General features: G+C 62.1%; 19 protein-coding genes. 10 read left to right on the plus strand and 9 right to left on the minus strand.

Translation table 11 applies throughout. The annotated features are described in order from the left end of the window. Positions 1-146: 146 nt before the first annotated feature. The gene (locus H351_RS09685) at positions 147-563 is read left to right on the plus strand and encodes a DUF7144 family membrane protein (RefSeq protein ID WP_003940106.1); all 417 of its coding nucleotides are present in this window, start codon (positions 147-149) and stop codon (positions 561-563) included. A 94-nt stretch (positions 564-657) separates the two neighbouring features. Here the strand turns inward: H351_RS09685 and H351_RS09690 are convergent, their stop codons facing one another. Continuing rightward, complete coding sequence (locus H351_RS09690) at positions 658-885, minus strand: hypothetical protein (protein ID WP_020970523.1); 228 nt, start codon at positions 883-885, stop codon at positions 658-660. 246 nt (positions 886-1,131) lie between these two features. On the opposite strand from H351_RS09690, the gene H351_RS09695 reads away from it, so the two are divergent. Continuing rightward, on the plus strand, positions 1,132-1,923 hold the full coding sequence (locus H351_RS09695) for a MerR family transcriptional regulator (protein ID WP_024487274.1): 792 nt from the start codon (positions 1,132-1,134) through the stop codon (positions 1,921-1,923). An 83-nt stretch (positions 1,924-2,006) separates the two neighbouring features. After that, positions 2,007-2,468, plus strand: coding sequence for a hypothetical protein (locus tag H351_RS09700; protein ID WP_029256051.1), 462 nt, complete (start codon positions 2,007-2,009; stop codon positions 2,466-2,468). A gap of 24 nt (positions 2,469-2,492) precedes the next feature. On the opposite strand, the gene H351_RS09705 is transcribed toward H351_RS09700, so the two are convergent. From H351_RS09705 to H351_RS09720, 4 genes are all read right to left on the minus strand, one after another. After that, entirely contained in the window at positions 2,493-2,894 is a 402-nt protein-coding gene (locus tag H351_RS09705; RefSeq protein WP_021345310.1) for a hypothetical protein, read from the minus strand. 127 nt (positions 2,895-3,021) lie between these two features. Continuing rightward, positions 3,022-4,155 (minus strand): Nickel transporter NicT, encoded by a 1,134-nt coding sequence (gene nicT / locus H351_RS09710; protein ID WP_037119767.1) that lies wholly within the window; start codon positions 4,153-4,155, stop codon positions 3,022-3,024. A gap of 140 nt (positions 4,156-4,295) precedes the next feature. Further along, complete coding sequence (locus H351_RS09715) at positions 4,296-4,625, minus strand: branched-chain amino acid transporter permease (protein WP_003940007.1); 330 nt, start codon at positions 4,623-4,625, stop codon at positions 4,296-4,298. After that, complete coding sequence (locus tag H351_RS09720) at positions 4,618-5,355, minus strand: AzlC family ABC transporter permease (RefSeq protein ID WP_029256049.1); 738 nt, start codon at positions 5,353-5,355, stop codon at positions 4,618-4,620. The genes H351_RS09715 and H351_RS09720 overlap by 8 nt, the downstream gene beginning before the upstream one ends. Before the next feature lie 79 nt (positions 5,356-5,434). Here H351_RS09720 and H351_RS09725 point away from each other — a divergent pair, with 79 nt between their 5' ends. Both H351_RS09725 and H351_RS09730 read left to right on the plus strand, forming a co-directional pair. After that, positions 5,435-5,875, plus strand: a complete 441-nt coding sequence (locus H351_RS09725) for an Lrp/AsnC family transcriptional regulator (RefSeq protein ID WP_020970517.1) — start codon at positions 5,435-5,437, stop codon at positions 5,873-5,875. Positions 5,876-5,932: 57 nt separating this feature from the next. Then, entirely contained in the window at positions 5,933-6,358 is a 426-nt protein-coding gene (locus tag H351_RS09730; RefSeq protein WP_003940409.1) for a VOC family protein, read from the plus strand. Here the strand turns inward: H351_RS09730 and H351_RS09735 are convergent. Together H351_RS09735 and H351_RS09740 are read right to left on the minus strand one after the other, a co-directional pair. Continuing rightward, the gene (locus H351_RS09735; RefSeq protein ID WP_029256048.1) at positions 6,355-7,365 is read right to left on the minus strand and encodes an AraC family transcriptional regulator; all 1,011 of its coding nucleotides are present in this window, start codon (positions 7,363-7,365) and stop codon (positions 6,355-6,357) included. The genes H351_RS09730 and H351_RS09735 overlap by 4 nt on opposite strands. Then, positions 7,362-8,552, minus strand: coding sequence for a pyridoxal phosphate-dependent aminotransferase (locus tag H351_RS09740; protein WP_029256047.1), 1,191 nt, complete (start codon positions 8,550-8,552; stop codon positions 7,362-7,364). The genes H351_RS09735 and H351_RS09740 overlap by 4 nt, the downstream gene beginning before the upstream one ends. A 135-nt stretch (positions 8,553-8,687) precedes the next feature. Here H351_RS09740 and H351_RS09745 point away from each other — a divergent pair, with 135 nt between their 5' ends. The 5 genes from H351_RS09745 to H351_RS09765 all read left to right on the plus strand — a co-directional run bounded on the left by H351_RS09745 (position 8,688) and on the right by H351_RS09765 (position 12,509). Beyond that, positions 8,688-9,266: a carboxymuconolactone decarboxylase family protein gene (locus H351_RS09745; protein ID WP_029256046.1), complete on the plus strand. Its 579-nt coding sequence runs from the start codon at positions 8,688-8,690 to the stop codon at positions 9,264-9,266. 125 nt (positions 9,267-9,391) lie between these two features. Beyond that, on the plus strand, positions 9,392-9,787 hold the full coding sequence (locus H351_RS09750; protein ID WP_003940157.1) for a TOBE domain-containing protein: 396 nt from the start codon (positions 9,392-9,394) through the stop codon (positions 9,785-9,787). A gap of 24 nt (positions 9,788-9,811) precedes the next feature. After that, on the plus strand, positions 9,812-10,621 hold the full coding sequence (gene modA, locus H351_RS09755) for a molybdate ABC transporter substrate-binding protein (RefSeq protein ID WP_019744970.1): 810 nt from the start codon (positions 9,812-9,814) through the stop codon (positions 10,619-10,621). After that, the gene (locus tag H351_RS09760) at positions 10,618-11,427 is read left to right on the plus strand and encodes an ABC transporter permease (protein ID WP_019744969.1); all 810 of its coding nucleotides are present in this window, start codon (positions 10,618-10,620) and stop codon (positions 11,425-11,427) included. Before modA ends, H351_RS09760 begins: the two co-directional genes overlap by 4 nt. Continuing rightward, entirely contained in the window at positions 11,424-12,509 is a 1,086-nt protein-coding gene (locus H351_RS09765) for a sulfate/molybdate ABC transporter ATP-binding protein (protein ID WP_029256045.1), read from the plus strand. Before H351_RS09760 ends, H351_RS09765 begins: the two co-directional genes overlap by 4 nt. Here H351_RS09765 and fadD11 read toward each other — a convergent pair. After that, the gene (fadD11, locus tag H351_RS09770; RefSeq protein ID WP_029256044.1) at positions 12,485-14,287 is read right to left on the minus strand and encodes a fatty acid--CoA ligase FadD11; all 1,803 of its coding nucleotides are present in this window, start codon (positions 14,285-14,287) and stop codon (positions 12,485-12,487) included. The genes H351_RS09765 and fadD11 overlap by 25 nt on opposite strands. Then, on the minus strand, positions 14,284-15,246 hold the full coding sequence (locus tag H351_RS09775) for an SDR family oxidoreductase (protein WP_029256043.1): 963 nt from the start codon (positions 15,244-15,246) through the stop codon (positions 14,284-14,286). Before H351_RS09775 ends, fadD11 begins: the two co-directional genes overlap by 4 nt. Between the last annotated feature and the right edge of the window lie 4 nt (positions 15,247-15,250).

Below are 15,250 nucleotides of genomic sequence, written 5' to 3' on the forward strand. Positions count from 1 at the left end.
GCTCCACCGTACACCGAAATCGAACATATGTTCCCATGAATCTTGATTTGCAGTGCTGGACGGCTGTTCATCCTTGCTGGGTGATGTCCGTCGGCGTGAACCTTTGAATACTGTTCTCACGCTATTTCGCCGAAGAAGGGGACGTCATGACTGCTCCGCACCAATCTCATGCGAACCATCCTGTCCGACAGGGCTTTGCCATCGGGACCACGGTGGCGGCAGCCTGCCTGCTCTTCGTCGCGGGAATCGTCGCGTTGCTCCAGGGCATCGCGGCTCTCGCAGACAACGACCTGCTGATCGTCGGAGTCAACTACACCTTCGAATTCGATGTCACGACATGGGGTTGGATCCACATCGTGCTCGGAATCATTGGCATCGCGGTGTCGCTGGGATTGTTCGTCGGCATGACGTGGGCCCGCGGCATGGCCTTCGTGATCGCGGCGCTCTCGATCGTGGCGAATTTCCTGTGGATGCCGTACTACCCGCTGTGGTCGATCGTGATCATCGCCCTCGACGTCGCTGTGATCTGGGCCGTCGCGACCTGGCGACCTGACGAGGTGTGATCCTCTGACCGAAGTGAGTGGTTCACCTGCGACAGGTGAACCACTCACTTCGCTGTGTCCGGGCCTCCACGGTTGGCCTCATCCCTACGCGGCGTCAGCGCCGTTTCGGTGACTCGCGATCCTGGTTCTCGCGCGGACGCATGTCCTTCGTCGATCGGTGTGGGAAGCCGTGGATCATCGAGCAAGAGATCCAGCAGATCACCACCGTTGCGATTCCGAGTCCGATCGACGCGAATGGTTCCTGCGTGGCCAGCCAGACGCTCAGTCCGATTGCCGTCCCGACGATCAGAATCAGGATGGTGTCGAGTCGTGTCGTTTGCATCGAAATCATCGCCTGGCACAGATTGTTTTCGGCGGCCCGCTGGTTTTGGCGGCCCGCCACCCGGCGAGTGACAGCCGGGGGCAGACCTTGCGCGGCTGACCCCTCGCTCTGGAAATCGCCGCCGCAAGTGATCAATACCCGCGAAATTCGTCTGCGAAACTATTGGCAGGCAGAACAGGACCTTAGGCCTCAAGGCCGGCATGCCGGCCTTGACTATGACGTAGCGTCATAGTTGATGCTGTTCGTATGCGAATCAGCGACGTGGCCAGTGCGGCAGGCACCACTCCGCGGACCGTTCGGCACTATCACCGACTGGGGCTGCTGGCCGAGCCGAGACGACTGTCCAACGGTTACAGAACTTACGAACTTCCCGATCTGGTCAGGCTGATGCGCATTCGTTGGCTCTCCGCCGCTGGCATTCCACTCGGATCCATTGCCGCGATGATCGAACCGAAGCCGATCGATGCACGAGAACCGGACGACTTCGCCGAAGATCTTTCCTCCCTGATCGCGGAGATAGACCGGAAACAGCGCGTCCTCGCAGACCAGCGAGTGCGCCTCCAGGAAATGCTCTCGGCGCGAGGCGCCGGCCGGGTGGTCTCGCCGCTTCCGGTGGAGTTGCTGTCTGCGTTCGACGAGTTGATCGCGTCGTCCCCGACGGATTCGGTTCGGCGTCTGTTCGAGCGTGAACGCGACATGTGGGAATTGGTGGCGATCTCGGGAGCAGCGCCACACGAACTGTTCTCCACGGCTGCGCGATTGCTGTCCGACGAGGGCGACCGGAAGAGAATTGTCGATCTGTACCGTCGTTTCGCCGCTCTGTCTGGGCGCGAGGTAGCCGAGGTTGCAGACGAGATCGCGTACTTGTCGGACGAACTGGAGGAATCACTGGACGGGGTGCTCGGCGATGTGTACTCAGACGGAGACTCCGCAGGTGTGGGATTCTCGGTTGGGATCGCGGACCTGGTGCCCGATCCAGCGCAACGTGAAGTGGTCGCGCGCGTCGCAACACGTCTCATGTCAGGCGGTACGGCGTGATCCGATCACTGTGGTTGCTCTCGACGGGTCGGAGAGACGGAGGTTCCAGTGATACAGCGACTTTCGGCTACGCGAGGGGGACAATGTCGATACCGGTGGCATTTGTTGCGGCGAGTGTGATCGAGGCCGTAGCGATTCACTTCCTGGTGCCGTGGCAGTGGCTTCGCGTCGTGCTGCTCGTTGCAACGGTGTTGTCGCTGATTGCGATTGGCGGTTGGCTTGCCGGACGCGTCGTGCACCCGCACCTCGTCTCGGCTCGAACGGTAGTGTTTCGATCCGGCACGGGCATTCGAGTCGAGGTGGACCGATCACGGATTTCGCGGGCGAGCATGGTCCGAAGGTTCGGTGAGACAGCAAATGTGATTGTCGACGATCGCTTGGTTCTGCCGGGGCCCGACGGCACTGTCGTGGACATAGACTTCGATCGGCCGCTCTCGGTCACGCTCCCGAAACGGCTCTCGAAGGCCAGTCCCACCACGATCGGTGGGCTGCGGTTGCATGTCGATCAACCCGGCGAGTTCTGTGCTGCATTGGCGCCGAACTGAATTCGCAACGATCGTTGGATCCGGTCAGTGCGGAGACCTCGGTGGAAGACCTTCACGGAACGGATCGACAACCAGCCACTGCACCGTGCCACCGACATTCCATAGTGCACCGGGGTTGTCGAGCGAGGCCGCGTACGTTGCCGCAGCTTGGTCGCCGGCGATCTCACCGCTCTCGCCCGACGGCGGGTTGGGCTCGAGGAATTCGGAGGGGTGCGGCCCTGGCCATGCAGGCACGTCGAACGGGGAAATGCTGGTGTCGATGAAGCCAGGTCGATGCACGGTCACCCGGTCGGGAACTTGCTTGGTTCCCGCCGCCACGGCGATCCCTGGTCCTTCGGCAGCTTCGCCGTCGCCGCTACCGCAGCCTGCCACTGCAAGAACAAGTCCCGTGATTGCCACACCCACTACCGCATGACGTATCCGCACCGTTTTCTCCTAGCCGGGGCTCACCCCGTTCGAACTCCACTATTGCATCTCGCCAACTCCGCGGGACGCGTCTTCCGATAAATGTGGGAAACGCACTGAATGTGCGTAGAAGACTCGGATTGCCAAACTATTCAGCGGTCGATCGAGGTGCGGCGGCAACGGATTGTGCCTGCCACCGTTCTTCGATGCGGCCGTACCGCCACACAAGGAGGGCGATCATCCAGGTGGCAACGAAGAGTCCGACGATGATGAAGCCCATCGCGCCGAGATCCAAGTTCCCGATGGCGCCGAGAATCCCGTCGTGAATGTCGAGTTTGTCGGTGAAGATCGAGATGATTTCCTGGGTCCCGATCAGCAGTGCCACTGCCACCGAGAGTCCGGTGATCACCATGTTGTAGTAGATCTTTCGTACCGGCTGGGCAAATGCCCAACCGTAAGCGAAGTTCATGAACGATCCGTCGATCGAGTCGAACAGAGACATCCCGGCGCAGAAGAGTATCGGTAGAACGAGGATCGAATACCACGGGAGCCCTGTCGCTGCCGCGCCGCCGGCGATCACCAACAGTCCCACTTCGGTGACGGTGTCGAATCCCAGTCCGAACAGCAGACCGACCGGGTACATGTGCCAGGGCTTGCGAACCATCTTCATCACCGGGCCCAGGATCTTGTTGAGGGCGCCGCGGCTGTCGAGTTCCTTCTCGAGTTGCTCCTCGTCGAAGGTTCCGGCCTTGTACTTCGTGTACACCCGATGAATCCCGATGAGAGAGAAAAGATTCAGGAGGCCGATCAAGATCAGGAACGTTCCGGAAATGGTTGTGCCGAACAAGCCGGTCCACTTTTCCAGATCGGAGTTGTCGTCGGAAAGGCTGGTGGCAAGTTGCCGCACACCCAACGCCAGAAGTGCGACGAGAACAAAGACGATGGTGGAGTGCCCGAGTGAAAACCAGAAACCGACGGACATCGGTTTCTTGCCGTCCGCCACCAACTTCCGAGTGGTGTTGTCGATGGCGGCGATGTGATCGGCGTCGAAAGCATGGCGCATGCCGAGCGTGTACGCCGTGACACCGAGTCCGATGCCGAAGACACTGCCTTCGATCGTGTAGTGGCCGGGGACAACCAGACCGAGCAGAACTGCCCACCCGACGACGTTGAGTGCTACGACGGTGACGGTCATTCCGATGATGCTTCGACGCTGGCCTCGATCCAGACTGTGCCAAGCGCCGGCGATTCGGGTGCCCGTCGTGGTCATTGTCGTGGACATCGAACCTCACCGATCTTTCAGTCGCGGCCGGCGGCCACCCTACTGAAATCGTATAAGTGTTCAACTGTTCAGATAAGCGCCTGGAGGTTACAAATCACCCATCCGGTAGTAAAACTGCTTTGCTCCCGGATGGGAAACGCTCAGGCAAACACGGTATTGACCAGCGCGACGTAGATCGTCGTTCCGACAACGATGCTCAGGACGGCATTCTTTCGCCACAGGTGCGCGGCGATCGTGGCACACACTGCAATCAGTTCGGGGAGGCCGTGAGACGGGGCGGTGATCGACACCCCTTTGAGTGAATACATCACGAGGATCAGCATGACGCCGGCCGGCATGTAGATGCCGAGGTAGCCGACCAGGGCGGAGGAGCGCAGCGGCATGAGCGCGGCGAAGGGGATTGCGCGCAGCGCGAAGGTGACCACGGCCATGACTGCGACCGCCGCAAAGATGTACGAGGTGTCAGGCATCGATCTCCGCCTTTCGTGAGTCGTAGACAAAGCGGCCGATCAGGAAGAGCACGAAGGCGCCCATTGCAATTGGCAGCATGTGATCCGGGGCTGCGAGCCGGGCGACCAGAGCGCAGGTGACCGCAGCGACCGGCACCGCGAATCCGTTTTGTGCGCGAATTGCCTCGATCGAGAGGACGACGAACAGTGCGGTCAGAGCGAAGTCGAGACCGACTATCGAATCTGGAATCCACTGTCCTGCCGTCGCGCCCAGGATCGCGCCACCGATCCAGTAGCCGTGGAGGTACAGCTGGGAGTAGACGATGACGCGTCCGGTGAGTGCCTTGGGATCGGCAGTTACCGACATCGCATAGGCCTCGTCGGTCAGCGCGAACATGCTGTAGAAGCGGGCGAAGGGGTTGCGAATCTTTTCCAGCGGAAAACTCAAGGCGTAGAACACATGTCGAAAGTTGACCAGCAGTGCGGTCAGAGCGACGTACGGCAGTGGTGTCATGGCCGCGACCATTCCGACGGCGAGAAACTCCAGCGATCCGGCGTAGATCAGCGAGGTGAAAGCGACTGCCCACCAAGGGTTGAGGCCCTGTTGGATCACAAGAACGCCCAGGGCTATCCCGAGTGGGAGCAGGCCGAATCCGACCGGCAGCGACAGTTGGAAGGCGTGCCGCCACGCCGGGGTTCGCGGCGAGAGTTCGACGGCAGGCGCGGCCGTCGACGATGCTGGTTCGATCACGACGCAAATCTATAACAAAGATCGAGGTGATCGATTGCTCAGAATGCCCACATGTTGAACAGTGCGCAATAATAGTGCGATGGATGCCATGGATGACGCAATTTTGTTTCACCTCCGTCAGGACTCGAGTCTGACGAACACGGAATTGGCGGATCTGGTGGGTCTGACACCGTCCCCTTGCCTGCGCCGCGTGAAAAAGCTCGAAGCCGACGGAATCATCACCGGGTACCGCGCGATCGTCAGTCAGGAAGCGCTTGGCCGAGGATTTCAGGTGATCGTCACCGCCGAGATCGGAGTCAACGACCAGGCGACCATCGAGGACTTCGAATCCCAGGTCGCCGCCTTCGACGAAGTGATCGAATGTCGGCGGTTGTTCGGAATTCCCGACTACTTCATTCGGGTCGCGGTGAAAGATCTCGCGACGTACGAGAACTTCATGGTCACCAAGCTCAGCGGGCTTCCGGCTGTCTCGCGGGTGACATCGCTGATCACCATGAAGACCATCAAGAGTGTCGACTGATGCCCGGGCTCGGCTGAACCTTCACTAGGTGTCGGTGGTCGGCGTTAACGTCGGAACATGGGATACGAATTTCAAGTCACAGTAGATTCGGCACATCCGCACGAACAGGCGAAGTGGTGGGCCGCAGCACTCGGGTGGGCAGCGGAGCCCAGCGACGAAGACTTCATCAGGGGCCTCGTCGCTGCTGGTCACGCCAAGGAATCTGACACCACGACCTTCGAGGGAGTTCTCGTCTGGCGCGAAGGTGCAGCCATCAGCGATCCGGAGCATCCCGAACGTCCCCGCGTTCTGTTCCAACTGGTTCCGGAATCGAAGACGGTGAAGAACCGGCTCCATTTCGACATACGAGTGGGCGACAAGCGCGAGGATGTCGCAGCGCACCTCGAGACGGTGGGGGCGACGATCCTGCACCGTGGAGCGCAGGGGCCGAGCGTGTGGATCACGATGACCGATCCCGAAGGAAACGAGTTCTGCGTCAGCTAGCGGTACGAACTCGGAGTGTCGCCGGTCCATCGTTTGAAGGCCCGACGGAACGCGCTGGGCTCGGAGAACCCCAATCGCGCCGAGAGTACTTCGACGGATTCTCCGCGCCGCAAACCAGCGATGGCTACGTCGCGGAGCACTTCCTCGCGCAGTTGATTCAGTGATGTTCCGTCACGCCGCAGCAGTCGACGCAGATGGGGAACGCTGATCGAGAGCATCTCCGCGATCTCCTCGGCCGTGGAGGTTCGCCCCTTCACTCCGAGTTCGAGGACCCGTCGCACCTGCGCCGACGCAGTGCTGTCGTAATCGCGTTCGGACATGAGCTGAATCGGAGATTCTCGGAGGTACTCCTCCAACGTCTCCTCGGTTTGGATGATCGGTGCGCGCATGGCCGAGTTGTCGAACTCCAGTGCCGCTCGCTGCGCGCCGAAGGTGACCGGCGCTCCGAAGATGTAGTCGTAGTCCTGCGCCAACCGCGCATCCGGTGCCGAGTACGGAAATTCGACTGCCCGAAGTCGGACGCGCTTTCCGATCAACCACGCGGAAAATCGGTGCAGCAAGATCAGGACAAAATCGGTTGTGACACGTTCTGCGACATCAGGTTCGGCGACGCCTTCGCGAGCGCGGACTGCGAAGCTCACCCGCGTGCTTTCCTCGCCCTTCTCGATCGACAGTGGGGCCAGAGCCGGTAGCGCACGGATCACGTCGGACATTCGAGCGAACGCTGATCCGAGGTCAGGGCAATGGATCAACGTCAGGCAGATCAATCGGAAAGTGCCACGGGGGACCGGGGCGGATCCGAGGCCGAACAATTCGTCGTCGGTGATCTGCCAGGTGGTTTGAATGAAGGTGGTGACCTGAGTTGGGGTCAGCCGCGCGCGAGCGTCCGACAATGTCTCCAGGTCGATCCCAGCAGCTCGCAGTGCACCAGACAAATCGACGTCGTTGTCCGGCGAGAACGCGAGGTAGCGGTGGACGAATGCGGTCGGGATGGTCCGCGCTGTCATGGGTGCGCTGCTCCTTGGAGCAGGTGGAGACGGCGTGCAGCTTCGGAAAGAATGTGGTCCTGCTTGCAGAAGGCGAAGCGCACCAGGTGCTTCCAATCGTCGCGGTTGTCCGCGAACACGTCGACCGGTACGGCCGCGACGCCGATACGCTCGGGCAGTGCGCGACAGAAATCTCCCGCGTCGGTTTCACCCAACGGTCTGATGTCGGCAAGGAGGAAGTACGTGCCGCCGCCGGAATGCACCGTGAAACCGGCCTCGGTCAGAGCCTTTCCGAGTACGTCCCGTTTGCCCTGCAAGCTCTGTCGAAGTTCGACGACCCACGGCTGTTCGTTGGTCAGCGCGTAGGCAACGGCCGGTTGGAACGGTGCACCGGCAACAAATGACATGAACTGCTTGGCGGCACGGACTCCGTCGATGAGTTCTCGGGGGCCGATCGCCCAGCCGGTCTTCCAGCCGGTGACATTGAAAGTCTTTGCGGCACTGGACACAGTGACGGTGCGCTCACGCATGCCCGGGAGCGACGCCATCGGTGTGTGGGCGAGGCCGTCGAAGACCAAGTGCTCGTAGACCTCGTCACTCAACACGATCAGGTCGCGTTCGCACGCGAGTTCGGCGATCGCTCGAAGTTCGTGATCGGTGAATACGGTGCCGGTGGGGTTGTGAGGACTGTTGACGATCAGCATCTTCGTCTTGGCGGTGATCGCACCGCGCAATGCATCGAGATCGACCGCGAATCCGTCTCCCGCGGCGACCAGCGGAACAGTCCGACGCACAGCGCCTGCCAATGCGACGGATGCAGCGTAGGAGTCGTAGTACGGCTCGATCAGCACTACTTCTTCGCCGGGTTCGACCAGTCCGAGAATTGCAGCACTGATCGCCTCGGTGGCGCCGACGGTGACCAGAACTTCGGAGTCGGGATCGCTGTCGAGTCCGTAGCGGATGCGCCGATCCTCCGCGATGGCTTGGCGCAAGACGGGCATGCCCGGACCGGGCGGGTATTGATTGACGCCTTCGGCGATGGCTCGACGCGCTACTTCGAGCATGGCCGCGGGACCGTCGGTATCCGGAAAGCCTTGACCGAGGTTGACCGCGTCGTGAAGTGTGGCCAACGCTGTCATCTCGGCGAAGATCGTGGATGCGAACGGCTGCAGACGCGAGACGGTGCGGTTGCGGGGCGTCGAAGGCATCTTTGCAGCTTAGTCGGCTGACACCGCATCCTCACATCCGCTCGGACGCGGTGCTTGTCACGTTTGAATCGCCGCCATCGTCCAACTCTGTAGAGAGCATCGAATCCGGTGCCCCAGAACATACGGAGGCTTGCCATGACTCGCATTCCCGCAGTGACACCGTCAGAAGCCAGTCCGTTGATCAAAGTGGCATACAAATTCGCCGCCAGGCAGTACGACGAAGTCCCCGAGCCCTTTGCCGTCCTGGCCAACCATCGGAAATTGTTCGTCGCGGCTGCCCGTCACGAGATGGCCGTGCAGAAGGCGTCGAAGGTGCTGCCGTCGAACATTCGTGAACTGGCCGTCTATCGCGTCGCCTGGACTGTCGGCTGCTCGTGGTGTGTCGACTTCGGGACGATGCTCTCGCGCTTGGACGGTTTGGACATCGACAAGCTGAAAGGGATCGCGAATTACCGGGATTCACCGAATTACAGCGAGGACGAGCGGGCCGCGATCGCCTACGCCGATGCCATGACCGGTGACCCGCACGGGGAGAACGGGGTGACGGACGAGCAGGTCGCGGATCTCGAGCGCAGGTTCGGGCGAGCGGGCGTCGTGGAACTGACCTATCAGATCGGGCTCGAAAACATGCGCGCCCGGATGTATTCGGCGTTGGGGATCACCGAGCAAGGGTTCAGCACCGACTCCTGCCGCGTGCCCTGGGCCGAAGAATGATGCGCTGACTCGTCTAGGGCAACTATCGACAATGCTCCGCAGATACGTGATCATGATTGACCAGTTCACGCATCTGCGGAGGATTTCGGCTTGTTAGGTCCGCACTTGCGACCTACGATCACCTGGTGCCCAACATTCGAATCCGCGAAGCTGCCGGTCTGCTCGGTGTCAGTGACGACACCGTTCGACGGTGGGTCGACGGTGGGCTTCTCACCGCGACGACGGACGACTCCGGCCGCAAGGTCATCGACGGTGCCGAGTTGGCGGGCTTCGCCCGGTCCAACGCCGGACCCGCACCGGCCGATCCGCTCACGGGTGCGAGTTCGGCCCGCAACCGGTTCGCCGGCCTCGTCACCAAGGTCGTCACCGACAAGGTGATGGCCCAGGTCGAAATGCAGTGTGGGCCCTTCACTGTCGTCTCGTTGATGAGTACCGACGCGGTTCGGGAGCTCGGACTCGAGGTCGGGAGTATCGGAGTCGCAATCGTGAAGGCCACCACGGTCATCGTGGAAACGCCGTAGTTCTGAACATACTGGAGGAAATTCGTGAAGCGTGTAGTCGGACTTGTTGCAGCAGGTGCCTTTTCGCTTGCCCTGGTGACCGGTTGTAGTTCCTCCGACAATTCGTCGTCGGAGACGTCGTCGGCCGCTCCGACCACGACCACTTCCAGTGACAGTGCCACGGGAAGCATCACCGTCTTCGCGGCGGCGTCACTCAAGAACAGCTTCACCGAACTCGGCAAGGAGTTCGAGTCCGAGAACCCCGGTTCATCGGTCACATTCAGCTTTGCCGGGTCCTCGGATCTCGTCGCCCAGATCACCCAGGGCGCACCGGCTGACGTGTTCGCCTCGGCTGACGCCGCCAACATGACCAAGGCCACCGATGCCGGTGTCGTCGCGGGGTCGCCCTCGGATTTCGCGAGCAATACCTTGACGATCGTTGTACCGCCTGGCAATCCGAAGGGCATCGCGTCCTTCGCCGATCTGGCAAAGGAGGGGACACAACTGGTGATCTGCGCTCCGCAGGTCCCGTGCGGCGCGGCTACGAAGAAGGTCGAGACGGCCACAGGCGAGACCCTCTCGCCCGTCAGTGAGGAATCGTCGGTGACCGACGTTCTCAACAAGGTAACGTCCGGGCAGGCCGATGCCGGCATCGTCTACGTCACCGACGCGAAGTCCGCGGGTGACAAGGTGCAGACGGTCGCGTTCCCGGAAGCCACCACGGTGGTCAACCTGTACCAGATTGCGGTGCTGAAAGATTCGAAGAATTCGGAAACGGCAACCAAATTCGTCGATCTCGTGAAGGGGCCCAAGGGCCTGGCAGTTCTGAGTGACGCGGGATTCGCTGCCCCGTGACACACCTAAGACCGGCAGCCCGGGCTCCGCTCGGGTTGCCGGTATGGATTTACCTTCCGGCGCTGATCGGCGGAGCGTTTGTCATCGCGCCCTTGGCGGCGATGCTGGCCACCGTGCAGTGGTCGCAGTTCTGGGAACTCGTGACTTCCGAATCGTCGGTTGCCGCGTTGAAACTGAGTTTGAAGACAGCGGCAATGAGCACGCTGCTGTGCATCCTGTTCGGGGTACCGATGGCCGCGGTGTTGGCGCGCAGTCATTTTCGGGGACTGTCCGTTCTTCGATCCTTGATTCTGCTCCCGCTGGTTCTGCCGCCCGTGGTGGGCGGTATCGCGTTGCTGTACACGTTCGGGCGCAAAGGGTTGATCGGTGAGCAGTTGGAAGTGCTCGGCATCCAGATAGCATTCTCGACAACCGCGGTGGTCCTGGCGCAGACGTTTGTTGCGCTACCGTTCCTCGTCGTCAGCCTCGAAGGTGCACTACGCACTGCGGGTACAAGATACGAGGCCGTTGCCTCGACGCTCGGAGCCCGCCCGACCACTGTGCTTCGCCGGGTGACTCTGCCGCTGGTGCTTCCCGGTCTGGTGTCAGGGGCAGTTCTGGCTTTCGCTCGCGCACTGGGGGAATTCGGTGCGACGCTGACCTTCGCGGGGAGTCTGCAAGGGGTGACGCGTACCCTGCCGCTGGAAATCTATCTCCAGCGCGAGACCGATCCGGATGCAGCGGTAGCGCTTTCGCTGGTGTTGGTCGTAGTCGCGGTGGTCATCGTGGTTGCGGTGCGCGGACGCGGATCGGCGGGTTCGTTGTGAGTGGCCTCCACGTCGACATCGAGATTCCGGAGCGCGACGTCGTTGCGACGTTCGACGTCGCGGCGGGCGAGGTGACCGCCATCCTCGGGCCGAACGGCGCCGGCAAGTCGACGGTACTGGCGGCGGTTGCCGGACTGCATCATCCGCGGCGCGGATTGATCGAACTCAATTCCCGCGTTCTCACCGATACCCGTAGGGGAGTCGTGTTGGCACCCCATCGGCGCGGCACTGCCCTACTCGCGCAAGAGGCACTTCTCTTTCCCCATCTCAGTGCGGCTGCGAACGTGGCGTTCGCGCCGCGCAGTGCAGGGCGGTCGCGTCGCGATTCCGCCGAGTCCGCGCGCCATTGGCTGGAGGCAGTCGACGCCGGCGATTTGGCTGACCGCAGGCCTTCACAGCTCTCCGGCGGCCAAGCGCAACGGGTTGCAGTGGCGAGGGCATTGGCTGCTGAACCCGAACTGCTTCTGCTCGACGAACCGATGTCCGCGCTCGATGTCGCCTCCGCCCCCGCGCTGCGGTCGTTACTGCGCCGAGTGCTCAGGACCGGCGATCGCACTGCCGTACTCGTCACGCACGACGCTCTGGACGCACTTGCGCTGGCCGACACGGTTGTCGTCATGGACGGTGGCCGGGTCGTCGAACGTGGTGACGTACGAACAGTTCTGACCCGCCCGCGTAGTGCATTTGCAGCACGGATCGCCGGGATCAACTTGCGCAGCGGCACGATGGCCGGAGACGGAGTGCTCAGAAGTCCGGTCGGGGTGGATATCGCGGGCCAGACGGAGACCGACCTACCGGCCGGCAGTGCCGCCGTGGCGGTCTTCGAGCCGCGAGCAGTGTCGGTCTACCTGGATCCGCCGCACGGCAGCCCACGAAATGCGTTTGCGGTCACGATCGCGGAGATCGAAAACCGAGGCGATGTCGTCCGAGTGCGAGCGGAGGACGAAGCCGGCCAGCCGGGCTTGTCTGCCGACATCACGGCGAGCGCAGCGGCCGAACTCGATCTGGTTCCGGGATCGGCCGCTACGTTTGTGGTCAAGGCCACCGAGACGCTGATCTATGCGCAGGGCGCAGGCTCGTAGACGTCCTCTACGACCGAATCCGCATAGAGGGCTGCAATTTCGGATGCGTACTTCTCGGCTATCGGCTTGCGCCTGAGCTTCATCGTCGGTGTCAGCTCGTCGCCGCCTGGCTCCCAGAACATGGTGAGTACGTGAAACCGCTTGATCTGCTCGGCCCTCGACAGACGCGAGTTTCCCTCGGAGACAGCAGTTGCAACGATGTCGACGATCCGAGCGTCCTTGGCGAGTACCGCGGCCTCGGCCGCAAGTCCCAGTGAGCGTGCCGCTCCGACCGCGGCGTCGGCGCTGAGTGTGATCAACGCTGTGTTGAACTTTCGGCCGTCTCCGATCGTCACGACCTCACCGATCAACGACGACGACGTCTTCACTGCCGTCTCGATGGCGGCCGGTGACATGTTCTTTCCCGACGCGTTGATGATCAACTCCTTCTTGCGATCGATCACCGTGAGGTAGCCGTCCGCGTCGGCGGTGACGACATCTCCGGTCGAGAGCCACCCGTCTGCACTGATCGCTTCGGCCGTTTTTGCCGGTTCGCCGCGGTACCCCTTCATGACCAACGGGCCTCGAACCAGTAGCTCGCCGTCCGCCTCGATGCGCATTTCCATGCCTGGGAGTAACTTTCCGACCGTTCCGAGCTTGGTCGGCTCGGCCGGCGCGGTGCTCGCGATGCATGTCAGCTCGGACATTCCCCAGATCTCCGAGATCGGAACTCCCAGGGCCGCAAAGAATGCCAACGTGTCCGGCGGAATCGGTGCGGCGCCAGAGATGGCCCACTTCAGTTCGGCAAAGCCGAGTTTCGCACGCAGAGCGGACAGGACCATCGTATCGGCTCGGGCGTAGTCCGCTTCCAGTTCGACGGGGACTGTTTCACCGGCTCGCAAGTGTGCGAGACGAGTGCGACCGACGTCGAGTGCCCACTGCAACGCCGCTCGCCGCGCGTCGTCCGGTTCGTTGGCGACAGCCGATTCGACTGCAACTTTCAGCTTTTCCCACACACGGGGGACGCTGCCCCAGATCGTGGGGCGACAGTCCGGAAGCGCGGCCGCTACCTGGCTCGGATCCGGTACGACAGTGATCTGGGTGCCGAACACCATTTGCATGTACAGGCAGGTGAGCCGATCGGCGATGTGCGCCGACGGCATGTACGAGGTGATGCGGTCACCGAATTCGACGGGGAGTACAGCGCTTACGGCGTTGGTTTCGAACAACAGGCATGCATGAGTCGTCTCGACGCCCTTGGGGTTGCCGGTCGTGCCGGAGGTGTAGATCAACGTGGCGACGTCGTTCGGTTTCACCGCACGCCAGGTGCCCTCGAAATCGAAATCCGATGCGGCAGAATTCTTCATCTGCTCCAGGGTCACGGTGCAGGGCTGGTGGACATGCGATTGCGCGTCGACGACGACGATCGTCTCGAGTGTGGCGCCCGAGCGGCGGACCGTATCCACGTACCGGTCTTCGCAGACGAGAACCCGTGCACCGGAATTGGCGAGGATGTAACGGATGGCTTCGGGTGCCGACGTGTTGTAGATGGAGAAGGACGTCGCGCCGAGATGTTGGGCACCGACGTCGATCGGATAGAACTCGATGCGGTTACTCATCATCAGGGCAACCGTATCGCCGTGTCCCACGCCGATTCCGGCCAATCCCGCGGCAACCTCGCGGACCTGTTCGGCGTACTCGCGCCACGTCAGTGTTCGCGCATCGCCGATGTCTCGCAGGGCCACCGCGTCGGGCGCTACCGCCGACACTCGCTGGAAGGCTGCACACAACGTGGTCATGATGTTCTCCTGGATGCCTTTGTCAGGGCTGATGCATTCGTCGGGGCCGCAGCGGTGGTTCTGTCTTCGAGTTCGCGGATCAGGTCGTGTGCCTGTTTGTCCCTGGCCAGATAGCCGTCGGCCAGGACATTGATGAATCCGCGTCCCCACGCCCAGGGTTCCCAGGCAGCGGGGGCAAGGGTCCGCGCGGCGCGGCGCGCGATCGCGTCTGCGATCACCGTGGCGGCACGGTCCGGGGAGATTCGATGACGGAGGGGACCGAGTAGTCGAGCGTCGAGTTTGCGCCCGATCTCGTCGTCGTCGAGTGTGGCGCGTGCAAGTTGTGTATCCACCATCCCGAAGTACGCGATGCCGGCAGTGGCGCCGTAGCCGGCAATCTCGAGACGCAGCGCCCGGCCGAGCGCTTCGACCCCAGCCTTGCTGATCATGTACGAAGCGCCGCCCAAACCGGGGGCGAACGACGCCGCCGATGACACGACGACGATGTGCCCACTGTTGCGGATCACCTCGTCGATGGTCGGATGCACGGTGTTGAAGACGCCGGTGAGATTGACGTCGAGCACACGATCGAAGGCGTCGGGATCGATCTGGCGCAATGTTGCCGGGGGAGGGGTGATTCCGGCGTTGGCCACCACGACGTCGATTCTGCCCAGCTGCTCGATGATCGTTTGCACGGCTGCGGTCATGCCGTCCCGATCTCGGACATCGGCCGTCACCGTCACGACTCGCTGTGACTCGAATGAGCGCTCGGCCGTTGCCAATGAACTTTCGTTGACGTCGACCAGCGCCACGGTGGCCCCACGCCGGTGGAGAGTGCGCGCCAGCGCGGAACCGATACCGTCGCCTCCGCCGGTGATCAGCACGACCTTTCCGGCGACGTCGTAGTCGATTCGGCGTCCGGGCAGTGGAATGCCCAGATCGCGGACTGTTCCCGCAATTGCGGACATGCGTCCCGTCATTGCT

The sequence above is a fragment of the Rhodococcus erythropolis R138 genome, from assembly GCF_000696675.2.
GTDB classification, from domain to species: domain Bacteria; phylum Actinomycetota; class Actinomycetes; order Mycobacteriales; family Mycobacteriaceae; genus Rhodococcus_F; species Rhodococcus_F erythropolis.

Excerpts from the sequence above, each read along its gene's own strand:
- H351_RS09685 (WP_003940106.1), top strand. The coding sequence starts at position 147 with ATGACTGCTCCGCACCAATCTCATGCGAACCATCCTGTCCGACAGGGC.
- H351_RS09690 (WP_020970523.1), bottom strand. The coding sequence starts at position 885 with ATGCAAACGACACGACTCGACACCATCCTGATTCTGATCGTCGGGACG.
- H351_RS09695 (WP_024487274.1), top strand. The coding sequence starts at position 1,132 with ATGCGAATCAGCGACGTGGCCAGTGCGGCAGGCACCACTCCGCGGACC.
- H351_RS09700 (WP_029256051.1), top strand. The coding sequence starts at position 2,007 with ATGTCGATACCGGTGGCATTTGTTGCGGCGAGTGTGATCGAGGCCGTA.
- nicT (WP_037119767.1), bottom strand. The coding sequence starts at position 4,155 with ATGTCCACGACAATGACCACGACGGGCACCCGAATCGCCGGCGCTTGG.
- H351_RS09715 (WP_003940007.1), bottom strand. The coding sequence starts at position 4,625 with ATGCCTGACACCTCGTACATCTTTGCGGCGGTCGCAGTCATGGCCGTG.
- H351_RS09725 (WP_020970517.1), top strand. The coding sequence starts at position 5,435 with ATGGATGCCATGGATGACGCAATTTTGTTTCACCTCCGTCAGGACTCG.
- H351_RS09730 (WP_003940409.1), top strand. The coding sequence starts at position 5,933 with ATGGGATACGAATTTCAAGTCACAGTAGATTCGGCACATCCGCACGAA.
- H351_RS09735 (WP_029256048.1), bottom strand. The coding sequence starts at position 7,365 with ATGACAGCGCGGACCATCCCGACCGCATTCGTCCACCGCTACCTCGCG.
- H351_RS09740 (WP_029256047.1), bottom strand. The coding sequence starts at position 8,552 with ATGCCTTCGACGCCCCGCAACCGCACCGTCTCGCGTCTGCAGCCGTTC.
- H351_RS09745 (WP_029256046.1), top strand. The coding sequence starts at position 8,688 with ATGACTCGCATTCCCGCAGTGACACCGTCAGAAGCCAGTCCGTTGATC.
- fadD11 (WP_029256044.1), bottom strand. The coding sequence starts at position 14,287 with ATGACCACGTTGTGTGCAGCCTTCCAGCGAGTGTCGGCGGTAGCGCCC.
- H351_RS09775 (WP_029256043.1), bottom strand. The coding sequence starts at position 15,246 with ATGACGGGACGCATGTCCGCAATTGCGGGAACAGTCCGCGATCTGGGC.